Annotated in this window: 11 protein-coding genes and 2 tRNA genes; 2 read left to right on the top strand and 11 right to left on the bottom strand. The window is 65.5% G+C overall.

The window, feature by feature from the left end; genetic code table 11:
* Window positions 1-181 precede the first annotated feature (181 nt).
* From BRSPCE3_RS09030 to BRSPCE3_RS09010, 5 genes are all read right to left on the bottom strand, one after another.
* The gene (locus BRSPCE3_RS09030) at window positions 182-847 is read right to left on the bottom strand and encodes a protein-L-isoaspartate O-methyltransferase (RefSeq protein ID WP_244065445.1); all 666 of its coding nucleotides are present in this window, start codon (window positions 845-847) and stop codon (window positions 182-184) included.
* Between the two features lie 136 nt (window positions 848-983).
* Window positions 984-1,163, bottom strand: coding sequence for a hypothetical protein (locus BRSPCE3_RS09025; protein ID WP_244065444.1), 180 nt, complete (start codon window positions 1,161-1,163; stop codon window positions 984-986).
* A 136-nt stretch (window positions 1,164-1,299) separates the two neighbouring features.
* Window positions 1,300-1,374 (bottom strand) — tRNA-Asn (locus BRSPCE3_RS09020).
* Window positions 1,375-1,634: 260 nt separating this feature from the next.
* Complete coding sequence (locus BRSPCE3_RS09015; RefSeq protein ID WP_244065443.1) at window positions 1,635-1,973, bottom strand: hypothetical protein; 339 nt, start codon at window positions 1,971-1,973, stop codon at window positions 1,635-1,637.
* Window positions 1,974-2,117: 144 nt separating this feature from the next.
* Window positions 2,118-2,603 carry a DUF1772 domain-containing protein gene (locus BRSPCE3_RS09010; protein ID WP_244065442.1) on the bottom strand — a complete coding sequence of 162 codons (486 nt, stop codon included), beginning with the start codon at window positions 2,601-2,603 and terminating at the stop codon, window positions 2,118-2,120.
* Between the two features lie 91 nt (window positions 2,604-2,694).
* On the opposite strand from BRSPCE3_RS09010, the gene BRSPCE3_RS09005 reads away from it, so the two are divergent.
* Both BRSPCE3_RS09005 and BRSPCE3_RS09000 read left to right on the top strand, forming a co-directional pair.
* A complete protein-coding gene (locus BRSPCE3_RS09005; RefSeq protein WP_244065441.1) occupies window positions 2,695-3,342 on the top strand; it encodes a TetR family transcriptional regulator in 648 nt (215 codons plus the stop codon).
* Between the two features lie 359 nt (window positions 3,343-3,701).
* Window positions 3,702-3,884, top strand: a complete 183-nt coding sequence (locus BRSPCE3_RS09000; protein ID WP_244065440.1) for a hypothetical protein — start codon at window positions 3,702-3,704, stop codon at window positions 3,882-3,884.
* A gap of 43 nt (window positions 3,885-3,927) precedes the next feature.
* On the opposite strand, the gene BRSPCE3_RS08995 is transcribed toward BRSPCE3_RS09000, so the two are convergent.
* From BRSPCE3_RS08995 to BRSPCE3_RS08970, 6 genes are all read right to left on the bottom strand, one after another.
* Window positions 3,928-4,001 (bottom strand) — tRNA-Cys (locus BRSPCE3_RS08995).
* A gap of 55 nt (window positions 4,002-4,056) precedes the next feature.
* Entirely contained in the window at window positions 4,057-4,782 is a 726-nt protein-coding gene (locus tag BRSPCE3_RS08990) for a tRNA-uridine aminocarboxypropyltransferase (RefSeq protein WP_244065439.1), read from the bottom strand.
* 35 nt (window positions 4,783-4,817) lie between these two features.
* Window positions 4,818-7,922, bottom strand: a complete 3,105-nt coding sequence (locus BRSPCE3_RS08985; RefSeq protein WP_244065438.1) for an efflux RND transporter permease subunit — start codon at window positions 7,920-7,922, stop codon at window positions 4,818-4,820.
* Window positions 7,919-11,047 carry an efflux RND transporter permease subunit gene (locus BRSPCE3_RS08980; RefSeq protein ID WP_244065437.1) on the bottom strand — a complete coding sequence of 1,043 codons (3,129 nt, stop codon included), beginning with the start codon at window positions 11,045-11,047 and terminating at the stop codon, window positions 7,919-7,921. Before BRSPCE3_RS08980 ends, BRSPCE3_RS08985 begins: the two co-directional genes overlap by 4 nt.
* A 48-nt stretch (window positions 11,048-11,095) precedes the next feature.
* On the bottom strand, window positions 11,096-12,562 hold the full coding sequence (locus BRSPCE3_RS08975; RefSeq protein ID WP_244065436.1) for an efflux RND transporter periplasmic adaptor subunit: 1,467 nt from the start codon (window positions 12,560-12,562) through the stop codon (window positions 11,096-11,098).
* Complete coding sequence (locus BRSPCE3_RS08970; protein ID WP_375709892.1) at window positions 12,552-14,018, bottom strand: efflux transporter outer membrane subunit; 1,467 nt, start codon at window positions 14,016-14,018, stop codon at window positions 12,552-12,554. The genes BRSPCE3_RS08975 and BRSPCE3_RS08970 overlap by 11 nt, the downstream gene beginning before the upstream one ends.
* Between the last annotated feature and the right edge of the window lie 244 nt (window positions 14,019-14,262).

Here is a 14,262-nt window from a genome sequence, read left to right as displayed (position 1 = left end):
ACACCCAAGTCAGTTCCGGCGGTCGCTTCAGACGAAGTGAGTCCCGCCTCACCTTAGTCCGCAGCTAAGGGCAACGGAACTACCCCGCAACGGAACATGGTGGAAACTCTTCACATGGGGCAAACGGGCCACACTTCTGATTCAGAACGGGATTTTATCAGCCAGCGCAGCGCGGTAGCGGTCAGAAGACGAAGGCAGGAACCCGCTCGAATCCGGGCAGCACGGGCGCCGCGGCGTCGAACAGCTCGCGATGGCCGAAATCCCCGTGGGAGTGGGTCACGAGGGTGGCGCGCGGCGGTGGCGTCAGGCCGAACACCCCGACCAGCCGGCCCCCCTCCTTGAGCTGGCCGAACAACCCGGTCGGAACGATCTCGGTCGCGCCATTGAGAACGATGACGTCATAGGGCGCGCCCGCGGCATCGCCGTCGGCGGCCGCGGCGGTCCTGACCGTCACGTTCTGCAGCCCGAGCTGGGCCAAGACGGCAGTCGCCTTCGGGGCAAGCGCCGGATCGCTCTCCGTCGCGCTGACCTGCGCCGCAAACCGCGCCACGATGGCGGCGGCGTAGCCGGTCGCGCAGCCGACGACCAGGACCCGGTCGGTCACCTTGATCTCGGCGGCCTGGAGCATCTTGGCGAGCAGCGCCGGCGTAATCAGACAGCGCTTGGCCGCGCCGCCCTCGGCGACATCCAGATCGAGGTCCAGATAGGCGAGCGCCTGCTTGCTGGCCGGGACGAACACCTCGCGCGGCACCGTCAGCATGGCTTCGAGAATTCGATCGTCAGTCACGTCGCTCGGACGCACCTGACCATCGACCATGTACTGGCGCGCGGTCGAAAAACCGTTCATTGGCGGAGACCCTGCAAGTCGCGGCATTGCCGCTGGAGAAGCTAGAACAGGGCCATCTTTTGGAACAAGCTCCGCCAAAACGCAACACGGCGTTGGCGCGCGAAACGCGCTCCCGGGACGCGCACCCTGGTGCGTTTTATTCGATCGTAACGGCGAGCCGGCCGATCAAGCGGGCGACCTCATCGAGATGCTCGGAATCATGCTCCTCGACGGCCCTCGCGAGCCGGCGAACACACTCATCGTCGCTGATGCAGGGCGCATCATTCGGCACCAGTGTCGGCTGCGGCATCGACAGGTCGATCAGGTTAATGGCCATCAAAATCACCTCTCAAGACCCGGCAGGACAAAGTGTCGACGGCTATTGAGTCGATTTGACGACGTTTTTGGCCTGCCGGTTGCGGGCCACAAGCTTGTGATTGGCGATGACGAGAGTTTGATGGGGCCAGCAAAACTGGCTCCCCGGGCTGGATTCGAACCAGCGACCATTCGATTAACAGTCGAATGCTCTACCGCTGAGCTACCGAGGAATAGGCGAACAAAACGTTCGCGAGCGGGCAGCGTATAACAAAGCCTTTCGGGCTTGCAAAGAACCAAATGGGCCTCCGGCGAAACTTTAGCCAGAGACAGTAAACCTCTGCCGCGCAAGGCTTTGCGGGCGTTCCAGGGTGATGCAGGCCTGTCCCGGCTGTCCCGCTATCGGCGCCGAGAGGGCCTCGATACGCCGCCGGCGCGGCCAATCCGCCGCGCCCTTGATTCTTCGGCGTGCACGCCGCGCGTGCCGCCATCGTCATTCCGCAGTGAACGAGGTGGTCTTGGTGCCGGGGTCGTAGCGCAGCCTCAGAACGTTGAGCTTACACAGGTTGACGTTCTTCCAGAGCACCGATTCATTGTAGTTGGCCCAGTCCACCTTGATATTCCAGACGCAGCCTTCGTCGTCGTTGCCGAACTCGACGTACGCGGTGTCCTGATTCTTCAGCGTGCCCTCGAGCTCGTTCTCCCACTCGTCGAGGCCGTCATCGGGCCCGTTGAAGCCGAGAAACTTGATGGCGTATCCGGTCTCGTTGACCACCGAGACGTTGCGGTTATCGGCGGCTGACGCGGGCGATGCAATCAGCGCCAGTCCCATCACAAGCAGTGCCGGTAAAATGTGTTTCGTTGAAATTCTCCTGGCAGTCGGCCGCACGTCGGCGTGCGGCATCACTTCCTTAACGACCGCGCCGCACGAGTACAAATCGTGCACAAAATGCGAAGCGCAGCGCGTGAAACCGCGCTATCGCGCCGCGATGGCCACGATGAACAGCGCGGTCGCCGCGAGCGAGGCGATGGTCCGCACGTGGTTCCAGAAGGTCCAGTCGGTCAGATAACGCGCCCAGACCGGCGCGGCCGCAGCGCTCGCGGGATCGGTGGCCGCAAGCTGATCGTTCAGCGGCACGTTGAAGACCGCCGTGACGACGAACATCCCGACGACATAGAGGACGCCGCCGCCAATCATCGCCACCGCGCCCGGTTCCTGCCAGCGCAGCGCGCCGAGCACGACCAGCACGGCGCAGGACAGCGTGGTGCCGAGGAAGACCGGCATGAACAGCGAGCGCACGATGCCGAAATCGATCGCGTTCATCGCCGAGATGCCGGCGGATTGTTCGATGCGGCCGAGCGAGGTCATGACGAAGGCCGAGAACGCGAAATAGACCCCGGCAAGCAGCCCGCAGCCGAGCGCCGAAAACCACAACAAGCCCGAGGTCAGGACATTGCGCATCGTTCCATCCTCCAAATGCGAGAGATACTCGTATTTGAAAAATGCGATAAACTCTCGTATTAGAAACGTCAAGCCCCTGCGGAGGAGAGCGATGGCGAAACGAAAGACCGCGCGCACGGAGGAGGCGCCCCTGCCCGCCCTGGCGCGGCTTGCGCCGACGCAGCAGCGCAGCCGCGAGCGGTTCGAGCGCATCCTTGCCTGCGCGACCGAGATCATGGCGGAAAAGGGCAGCGAGGCCTTCCGCATGAGCGACATCGTCGAACGCAGCGGCATCGCGTTCGGCTCACTCTACCAGTACTTCCCGGACAAGGCCGCGATCATCGGCACGCTGGCGGAGCGGCACAACGCCGTCGGACGTGATTGCGTCGGGCGCGATCTGGCCGCCGTCGCGGCCGAGCACGACCTGCACCCGGCGCTGTGCCGGATCGTCGACAGCTACTACGAGATGTTCATGCGCGAGCCTGTGATGCGCGACATCTGGCAGGCGACGCAAGCCGACCGCGCCCTGCAGAGGCTCGATGCGGACGACATGGCCGTGCTCTCCGGCTTGCTCTCCGATGCAATCAAACGGGTAGCACCCACCGTGCCTGCCGCCACCCTCACCACATTCTCAGGGCTGCTGATGACGCTGATCGCGGCCGCGGTGCGTCACGCCATCACCCTGCCGCCGAAGAAGGCGCGGCAGGCGTTGACGCAATTCAAGGCCATGCTGCCGGCTGATCTCTCCGGGCTGACATGATCACGCGCGCGCGGGTTTCGGGAATTTCCTCCGCGCAGAGGCGATAGACAGCAGGCCTACACGATGTGCACCGTTCAGGAGCAGCCCGCTGCGTTTGTCGTCATTGTCATGTCTTCCTAAAATTCCTGCGACATTCGAGCGCTATGAGTACCGCCGGAAAGTCCGGGAAGAGTTTTTCGCAAGATGTGATTTGTCTCACACGAGGTGCGGCCCTGCCGACCTAGGTTCCCCGCGGGGTCGTCAGCCGTTCATTAACCAAAGCGGGCGCCATCGTTCTTTTCATAAAATTCGAACGATTAGCTCAATCCGGACCGAAGACAGTTTTGCGACCATGGCGCTCTCGAACCTCGGAGAGCGCGATGAGCGAAGTCGAATTTGATCTGCTGCTGGACGCCGTGCGGACGGCGATCGCGCCTATTGCTCAGGAGGATTTCGTGGCTCAACCCTCGCCTCGCATTCAGCCGGCGCCGCGCGCCGCCAATGACAACCAGGCGCCGTGGCCGCTGATTCCGTTTCCCGAAGGTTGGTACGCCGCGAGCTAAAGCGGCTTTTCATGTGTTGGCTGCAAGCCATTGATGAGGTGAGTGGAGGCCACGACCAGAATTGAACTGGTGTACACGGTTTTGCAGACCGTTGCGTAACCACTCCGCCACGTGGCCCCTTGCGGCGCACTTCATATACGCCCTCTCCGCGATAGGCAACCAAGCTGGACAGCTAACGCCGGCGCTTCCGGAGGTCCCGCTTCTTCGGTTTGGGCGCCAATTCCGGCATTTCGGCCTGCACTTCGCGGAATCTCGCCAGCATCCGCTCAAAACTATCGGTTAACGCTGTGGCGATATCCGGCCGCTTCTCCAGCCCAGCGAGCAGGATCGCTGCCGCCTCGATGGTGGACAGGCCGTCGCGGCGCGGTTCCCGGCGCAGCTTGCCGTACAGCGAGGGCCGTTTCGGCCCGAGAATCACCCGCTGGCATTTCAGCATCCAGGCGTTGCGCCACCACAGCGCCTTGGCCTGGCTCCAGGTGCCGTCGAGCAGCACGATGCCTTCGATGTCGGAGAGAATCGCGCGCTGATGCGGCTCAAGCTCGCCCTTGCGGTTGATCGCGACGATCTCGGCATCGGTATCGAGCTCCTCGACCTTGGCCGAGCCGAGATAGAGCACCGCCCAGCGTGACGGATCGGGCACCGGCCGGCCGAGCGCCTTGGCAAGGCTCGGCCAGGACAGCCCGATCCGGACCACGGACTTCGCGAAATGCCGCGCCAGCAGACGCGCGGTGCCCAGCGCCCTGTCCTGCTCCTGCGGATGGACCAGGATCAGGAGCTGGATGCGGCTCTCGATCGGCGTAACGCTGTCGCAGATGCACAGTGGCAGCGGCTTGCCGCAATGCGGGCAATCCTCCACCTCGGTGACATCGTCGATCTTGACTTCGGTCGGTTCGGTCATGGCTCCGCTATACGCTTGCAACGGCGCAATTCAAACTATTCCGCAGGCGCGTGCACGCCGGACGGCGCGCCGCGCTGGCGCAGCCGGTCGATCAACAGATAGATCACCGGCGTGGTGTAGAGCGTCAGGATCTGCGACACGAACAGGCCGCCGATGATGGTGATGCCGAGCGGGCGGCGCAGCTCGGTGCCTGGGCCGGTCGCAATGACGAGCGGAATGCCGGCGAACAGCGCGGCCATCGTCGTCATCAGGATGGGGCGGAAGCGTGCCCGGCAGGCCTCGAAGATTGCATCCCGCGACGACAGGCCCTGATGCCGCTCGGCGTCGAGCGCGAAGTCGACCATCATGATGCCGTTCTTCTTGACGATGCCGATCAGCAGGATGATGCCAACGAAGGCGATCACGGTGAGCGGCGTGTTGGTCACCTGCAATGCCAGCAGGGCGCCGAGGCCGGCCGACGGCAAGGTCGAGATGATCGTGATCGGATGCGCCAGGCTCTCATAGAGCACGCCGAGCACGATATACATCGCGACCAGTGCGCCGAGGATCAAGAGCGGCTGCCGCCCGCTGGTCTTGTTGAAGTCGCCGGCATTGCCGTCGAAGCTGCCGCGGATGCCTTCCGGCATATGCAGCTCGTTGACCGCCTGCTGGATGTTGGTGGTTGCGACCTCCAGCGGCACGTCCGGCAGCAGGTTGAACGACACCGTGGTCGAGGGGAAGCCGCCGGAGTGATAGACCGCGAGCGCCGACAATCCGCGCTGGGTGTGCACCAGCGCCGACAGCGGCACCTGCACGTCATTGGCGCCGGCGACATAGATGCGCTCGAGGTTCGACGGGTCGCTCTGGAACTTCGGATCGATCTCGAGCACCACCACGTACTGGTTGCGCTGGGTGTAGATGTACGAGATCTGCCGCTGCGAGAAGGCGTTGTTGAGCGCGTTGTCGATGTCCTGCACCCGGACGCCGAGGCTGGAGGCGATCTTGCGGTCGATCACGAGGTTGAGCTGCAGGCCGCCGGGATCGCGATCGGAGGAGACGTCGGTGATGCCCTCCACGGTCTCCATGCGCTTGGCGACGAGCGGCGCCCATTTCTGCAACAGATCGAGATCGGTCGAAGCGAGCGTGTACTGGTAGTCGGAATCGCTCTGCCGGCCGCCGGTGCGGATGTCCTGGGCGGCGAACATGAACAGGCGGATGCCGGGCACCATGAACAGGTTGCGGCGCAGCCGGTCGATCACCTGCGCGGTCGACAGCCCTGCCCGCTCCTCCGGCGGCTTCAGGCTGATGAACATGGTGCCGCGGTTGGAGGTGGCGCCGCCCGGGCCGCCGCCGGAGCCGACCGACGAGCCGATGCCGGCGACCGCGGGATCGGCCATCACGATGTCGGCCAGCCGCTGCTGCAGCTGGAGCATCGCCTGGAACGAGATATCGGCCGAAGCCCGCGTCGAGCCGATCACGAAGCCGCTGTCGTCGGTCGGGAAATAGCCTTTCGGGGTCTTGATGTAGAGCGTCACCGTCAGCGCCACGGTGGCGAAGAACACCACCAGCGTCAGGAACGGATAGCCGAGCACGATCCGCAGCGTCGATGCATAGAACGCCACGACCCGCGACAGCGTGCCCTCGATGGCGCGGTCGTACCAGGTGGCGCGATCCGAGGTCGCCTCCTTGATGTAGTGCGCGCAGATCATCGGCGTGATCGTCACCGACACCAGGGTCGACACGATGATGGCGAACGTCAGGGTCAGCGAGAATTCCCGCAGCAGCCGGCCGACGATGCCGTCCATGAAGATCAGCGGCGTGAAGGCCGCGATCAGCGAGAGCGAGATCGACAGCACCGTGAAGCCGATCTGCTTGGCGCCTTCGACCGCGGCCGGATACGGCGCCATGCCCTGCTCGAGATTGCGATACATGTTCTCGATCATCACGATGGCGTCGTCGACCACGAAACCAACGGAGATCGCGAGCGCCATCAGCGACAGATTGTCGATCGAGAAGCCGGCGAGCCACATCCCGGCGCAGGTGCCGGCCAGCGCCAGCGGCACCGAGACGCCGGCTGCGATCGTCGGCACGATCCTGCGCAGGAACACGAACACCACGACCATGACCAGCATGGCGGTCGCCAGCAGCGTGAACTGCATATCCTCGACGCTGGCGCGGATGGTTCCGGTGCGATCGACCAGGGTCGATATCTCGACGCCGGCCGGGATCCATTGCCTCAGTGCCGGCAGCATCCTGCGCACGCTGTCGACGGTGTCGATGACGTTGGCGTCGCCCTGCTTGGTGATCTGGATCAGCACCGCCGGCTGCTTGTTGAACCAGGCGATCGAGCGCGAATTGCGGACGGAATCCTCGACCTCGGCGACATCGGAGAGCCGCACGAAATTGCCGTTCGAGCTCTTGATGACGATGTCGCGGAACTCGGCCGCGGTGCGCATCTGCTTGTTGATCGACAGCGTCTCGCTCAGCCGGTCGCCATTGAAGATGCCGACCGGACCCAGCGGATTGGCGTTGATGATCGCCAGCCGGACATCGTCGGTCGCGATCCCGGCATTGGCCAGCGATACCGGATTGAGCGCAATGCGCACCGCCGGCTGGTCGGCGCCGCTGACCGTGACCTCGCCTACCCCCGGCACCTGCGAGATGCGCTGCGCCAGCACGGTGTCGGCGACGTCGTACATCGCGCTGGTCGAGATCGTCTTCGAGGTCAGCGCCAGCACGAACACGGGTGCCGCGGCTGGATTGGCCTTGCGGAACTTGGGCAGCGACGGCAGGTCGCTCGGCAGATCGGCGAGCGAGGCGTTGATCGCGGCCTGTACGTCGCGCGCAGCGCGGTCGATGTTGCGGCCGATCGAGAATTGCACCTGGATGCTGGTGGTGCCGAGCGAGCTCGTCGAGGTGATCTGGTCGACACCCGAAATGGTGCCGAGCTTGCGCTCCAGTGGTGCCGCGACCGTCGCGGCCATCACAGAGGGATCGGCCCCGGGCCTCGACGCCGATACCCGGATGGTCGGGAAGTCGACATTCGGCACCGAGGACACCGGCAAGAACTCGTAGGCGACGATCCCGACCAGGAACAGCCCGATCGCCAGCAAGGTGGTGCCCACCGGCCGGCGGATGAAGGGCTCGGAGATCGAGATCACTGCATGCCCTCGGTGGCGCCGGCGATCGGCGGGCCGCCGCGACCCGGCTCCGGCACCGCCCGCTCGATCCGGCGATTGAGCCGGTCGAGCGCGAGATAGATCACCGGCGTGGTGTAGAGCGTCAGCAGCTGGCTCAGCAGCAGGCCGCCGATGATCGAGATGCCGAGCGGAAAGCGCAGCTCGGCGCCGGTGCCGCTTTCGATCGCGAGCGGCAGCGCGCCGAACAGCGCCGCCAGCGTCGTCATCATGATCGGGCGGAAGCGCAGCAGGCAGGCCTGCACGATGGCGTCATAGGACGCCATGCCCTTGTGACGCTCGGCCTCCAGCGCGAAGTCGATCATCATGATCGCGTTCTTCTTGACGATGCCCATCAGCAGGATGATGCCGATCAGGCCGATCACCGAGAGGTCCTGCCCGCACAGCATCAAGGCGAGGATGGCGCCGACACCGGCCGAAGGCAGCGTCGACAAGATCGTGATCGGGTGGATGTAGCTCTCGTACAGCACGCCGAGCACGATGTAGATCGTGATGATCGCGGCCAGGATCAGCCAGGGCTGACCGGCCAGCGCGCGGGCGAATTCGGCAGCGTCGCCGGAGTAGATGCCGACGATGCTGCCCGGCATCCCGATCCTGGTCTCGATTGCCTTCACCGCCTCGACCGCGTCGCCAAGCGCTTCGCCGGGCGCGAGATTGAAGCTGAGCGAGACCGACGGGAATTGCGCCTGGTGCGAGATCGCAAGCGGCGCCGTGGTGCGGACCAGCGTCGCCACCGCCGACAGCGGCACCTGCGCGCCGGCAGCACCCGGCAGATAGAGCTTGTCCAGGATCGAGGGGTCGCGCTGATACATCGGCAACGCCTCGAGCACCACGCGGTACTGGTTGGCCTGGCCGTATATCGTCGAGATCTGGCGCTGCGCGAAGGCGTCGTTCAGCGTGTCGGTGACGCCCTGCAGACTGACGCCGAGCTGGCCGGCGCGCTGGCGGTTGATGTCGAGCGCCGCGCGCAGGCCACCTTCCTGCGCTTCCGAGGAGACGTCGCGGAAGATCGGGTCGCGCCGCATCTCGGCGACGAGCTTTTGTGACCATTGCGAGACCTCGGCGGCATCGGTCGCGGTCAGCGTGTACTGGTATTGCGAGCGGCTCGACTGGGTCGAGATCTGCACGTCCTGCACCGGCTGGAAGTAGACGGTCATGCCGGGCACCGCCGCGATCTTCTGCTTCAGCCGCTCGATCACCTTGACGACGCCGTCGCGCCGCTGATCGAGCGGCTTCAGCGTCATCACCAGGCGGCCGACATTGGTGGTCGGATTGACCGAGCCCGAGCCGATCACCGAGACCACGCCGACGACGTCAGGATCGGCCTTGATGAGGTCGGAGACCGCGCCCTGCCGCCGCTGCATCTCGGCGAACGAGACGTCGGGGCCGGCCTCGGTCACCGCCGTGATCGAGGAAGTATCCTGTAATGGCAGAAAACCCTTCGGCGCCAGCACATACATGACGAGCGTCAGCGCGATGGTCGCGAACGTCACCAGTAGCGTCGCGCGCTGGCGCTGCAGCACCCAGAGCAGCGTCCGATGGTAGAACTCCACCATGCGGTCGATGAAGCGGCTGACCGCGGCGAGGCCCGGGACCGCCATCTCCTCATGGATGTTCTTCAGCAGCCGCGAGCACATCATCGGCGTCAGCGTCAGCGAGACGATCGCCGAGGTGACCACCGCAATTGTCAAGGTCAGCGCGAATTCGCGGAACATGCGGCCGACCAGCCCGGACATGAACAGCAGCGGGATGAACACCGCGATCAGCGACACCGTCAGCGAGATCACGGTGAAGCCGATCTCGCTGGCACCCTTCAGCGAGGCCTCCATGACCGTCTCGCCGTCTTCCATGTGGCGGACGATGTTCTCGATCATGACGATGGCGTCGTCGACCACGAAGCCGGTTCCGATGGTCAGCGCCATCAGCGACAGATTGTCGAGGCTGAAGCCGGCGAAATACATGACGCCGAAGCTCGTGATCAGCGACAGCGGCAGCGCGACGCCGGCGATCAGGGTCGCGCGCAACGATCGCAGGAACAACAGCACCACCAGCGTCACCAGCACGACGCTCAGGATCAGCGTGAACTGCACGTCGTGAACCGAGGCGCGGATCGTCACGGTACGGTCGGAGACGACGGTCAGCTTGACACCGGCCGGCACTGACCGCTGCAGCCGCGGGATTTCGCCGCGGATCTGCTTGACGACGTCGATGACGTTGGCGCCGGGCTGGCGCTGGATGTCGATGATGACGGCCGGCGTGCCCTGGTACCAGCCGCCGGTGCGGTCGTTCTCGAGCCCGTCGACGATTTGCGCGACGTCGCCGATCGTGACCGGCGAGCCGTTGCGATAGGCGATGATGATCGGCCGGTAGGCGTCGGCAGCGGCGATCTGGTCGTTGGCAGCGATGGTGTAGGATTGCTGGGCGCCGTCGAGCGAGCCCTTCGGTCCCGACACGTTGGCGCCGGCGATCGCGTTGCGCAGATCCTCCATCGCGATGCCATAGGCCGCAAGCCGGGCGAGATCAGCCTGCACGCGCACCGCGGGCTTCAATCCGCCGAGGATCGAGACCCGGCCGACGCCGGAAATCTGGCTCAGCCGCTGGCCGAGGATGGTATCGGCCAGATCGCTCATCGCCCGCAGCGAGATCGTGTCCGAGGTCAGCGCCAGGGTCATGACCGGCGCGTCGGCGGGATTCACCTTGGCGTAGACCGGCGGGTACGGCAGCGTCTTCGGCAGGATTCCGGCCGCGGCATTGATCGCGGCCTGCACGTCCTGGGTGGCGCCGTCGATGTCGCGGTTGAGGTCGAACTGCAGCGAGATCTGGCTGACGCCGAACGAACTGGTCGAGTTCATCGACGACAGCGACGGGATCTGGCCGAGCTGCCGCTCCAGCGGCGCCGTGATCAACGAGGCCACCACGTCGGGACTCGCGCCCGGCAGTTGCGTCGTCACCTGCACGGTCGGGAAATCGACCTGCGGCAGTGCGGACACCGGCAACGCCCAGTAGCCCAGCGCGCCGCCGATCATCAGGGCGATGCCAAGCAGCGAGGTGGCGATCGGCCGGCGGATGAACGGTTCGGAGACGCTCATGGCTGCGTGCTCGCTGTTGGGTCGGACATTACGAGGTCAGGATGTCGGTCATGGCTGTGCCCTCGGCGCGCCGCCCGACTGGTCGCCCCCTGCCGCCGGCGCGGGCGCCGGGCCGGTCTGCCCCTTCTGATCGCCTTCGCTATGCTCGCGCCGGCCGCGATGCTCGCCGCCCTGCCCGTCCCGCCTGCCGTCCTTGCCTTGTTCTTTGCCCTGTTCCTTGGCTTGCCCCTCGCCTTGGCCTGCACCGCGCTTGCCGTCGGGATTGCGGCTGCGCTTGCGCGGCGCGAGATCAGCGGACGGCGGTCCATCATCCTTGCCGACCACGACCTTCGCGCCGTCGGAGAGATTGGCAAAGCCCGTCGTCACTACGCGGTCCGACGTGGTCAGGCCGCTGGCGATGACGGCCTCGTGCTCGTCCTGCTGCGTGACCGTGACCGGCTTGGCAGTGACGGTGTTGTCCTCGCCGATCACATAGCTGAACGTGCCCGCCGGGCCGCGCTGCACGGCAGAGGTCGGCACCACGATGGCCTGCGGCAACGTCTCGACCTTGAGACGCACATTGACGAACTGGCCGGGCCAGAGCTGGTAGCTGGCATTCGGCAATTCGGCCTTCAGCTTCAGCGTGCCGGTGGTCGGATCGACCTGGTTGTCGATGCCGGTCAGCTTGCCGGTGTCGATCACGGTAACGCCGTCATTGCCGAACACGTCGACCGCCAGCTGGCCCTTCGCGGCCGCGGCGTTGACCCGCATGATCTGCTGCTGCGGCAGGCTGAACCACACCGCGATCGGTTGCAGCTGGGTCAGGATCACGAGCCCGGTGGTGTCGGAGGCGTGGATGATGTTGCCCTGGTCGACCTGGCGCAGGCCGGCACGCCCCGCGATCGGCGCGACGATCTTGGTGTAGCTCAGCGTCGCCGCCGCATTGTCGATCGCGGCCTGATCGGCCTTGATCAGCGCCTCCTGCTGCGCGACCAGCGCGCGCTGCGTGTCGGCCTGCTGCTTGGAGCCGGCATTGCTGGCGGCCAGCTGCTCATAGCGGACGAGATCGAGCTTCTGGTTGGTCAGCAGAGCTACGTCCTGCGCCTTCTTGGCGACGGCCTGGTCGTATTGCGCCTGATAGATCGCAGGATCGATCTCGCCCAGCACCTCGTCCTTCTTGACGTCCTGGCCCTCGACGAAATTCACCTTGAGCAGCTTGCCGTCGACCTGCGAGCGCACGGTGACCGTGTTCAGCGCCTTCACCGAGCCGACGCCGTCGAGATAGACCGGTACGTCGTGCACCTGCGGCGTCGCCGCAAGCACCGGCACCGGCAGATCGGGCCGCGCGCCCGCGCCGCGCCCGCCGCCGCCATTTTGCTTGGGCTGGAAAGCAAGCCAGCCGAGATAGCCGAGCCCGCCGAGAATCACGAGCGTGATGAGCAGCGACACCATGCGCCCAAGCAGGCGCGAGAGGAGGCTCCGCTTGCGCGGCGCAGTGCTTTTCTCGTCATCCGTCGAGTCAGGCTTAAAGAGCATCGACCGGTCTTTCCATCTTCGGTTCCCAGCCGCCCCCCAAGGCCTGATACAGGCTCACGATCGCCAATAGCCGGGCCAGCTGGGCCTGGGAATAAGCATCTTCCGCCTGGAACAGGGTCAGCTGCGTATTTAGCACAGTTACGATGTCGGCGGTGCCGGCCTTGAGCTGCTGCTCGGCAAGGTCGAAGGCGCGCCGCGACGACGACAGCACGTCGCGCTGCAGCTGCAGCCGCCGCGTGGTCTCGCGGATCGCGACCAGCGCGTTGTCGACATCGGTGAACGACTGCACCACCGTCTTGCGATAGGTCTGCAGCAGCTCGTCCTGCCGCGCCTTCGCGTTCTCGAAATTGCCGAGGATCCGGCCGCCGTCGAAGATCGGCTGGGTCATGCTGCCGACCAGGTTGAAGAAGGCTGCATGCGGCTGGAACAGCGAGACCAGCGCCTGGCTCTGGTAGCCGCCGGTCCCGGTCAGCTGGATGCTCGGGAAGAACTGCGCCCGCGCGCTGCCGACATTGGCGGTGGCCGACGCCAGCTGCGCCTCCTGCCGGCGGATATCGGGACGCTGGGTGAGCAATTCGGACGGCAGGCCCGGCGTGACGCGCGGGATCGCGACCGAGTTGAGCGAGCCGCCGGCAATGCGCACGCTTTCTGGGGGGCGCGACACCAGCACCGCGAGCGCGTTGATGTTCTGGTCGAGCGTCTGGCGCAGCGGCGGCACCAGCGCACGCTGATTGGCAAGCACGCTTTCCTGCTGCGCGACGTCGAGATCGGAGCCGGTGCCGGCCTTGAAGCGATCCCTGATCGCGTTGAGGATGCGCTCGGCGCTGGCGATATTGCGCTGCGCGGTGCGCAGCCGGTCCTGGGTGGCGAGCACCGTGAAATAGGCGTTGGCGACGCTGGCAAGCGTAGTCAGCGCCACCACCTCGCGGTCGAACCGGTTGGCGACGGCGGTCTCCTCCGCCGCCTGCGCTGCATCGCGATTCTGTCCCCAGAAGTCGAGCTGATAGCTCGCGCTCAGCGAGGCGTTGTAGTTCACCACCTCGCGTCCGCCATTGGTGAGGCCGCTGGCGCTGGAGCCGGAGGTGCGCGAATAAGTCTCCGATCCATTGAGATTGAGGGTCGGCAGCAGCGCAGCGCCGGCCTGCCGTGCCAGCGCATCGGCCTGGCGGAAGCGCGCAACCGCCGCGGCGATGTCGAGGTTGACGGTCTGCGCCTCCTCCATCAGCTGGGTCAGCTCCTTGGAGCGGAAGCCGCGCCACCAGTCGAGCGTCGGAAGCGCGTCACCCGGCCGCTCCAGGCGCGCAGCCTTGTAGCCCTGCGGCACGTCAAGCGCCGGATCGGGGATATCCTGGGTCAGAATGCAGCCGGCGGAGCCCGCGACCAGACCGAACGCGACGAGCGCACGTCCCGCGACCCGTCGCAGGCGAACGGCGAGGCCGGACCAGCCTCCAAGCATCATCACGGATGCGGGCTGGGTCACACCCGGCCTCCGCCGCAGCCAGACTTCCTCTGTGGCGCACGAATGACGCGTTCAGCGGTAGTCTGGGTGACGTTCACGGGACAATGCTTTCAATGGAACCTGTTGTCCCATCCTACCCTTGGGATGATGGGGCGGACAGCCCTGTCACGACTGCGCGACGTCGCATCCACGGTGATTCGCGGCCATCCCGGATATCGACTTCGCCCTATTTTTTAGGCCA

This window comes from Bradyrhizobium sp. Ce-3, from assembly GCF_022835695.1.
Taxonomy (GTDB): domain Bacteria; phylum Pseudomonadota; class Alphaproteobacteria; order Rhizobiales; family Xanthobacteraceae; genus Bradyrhizobium.
Note: the sequence above shows the minus strand (reverse complement) of the source record. Positions and strands in the feature narration are given on the sequence as shown.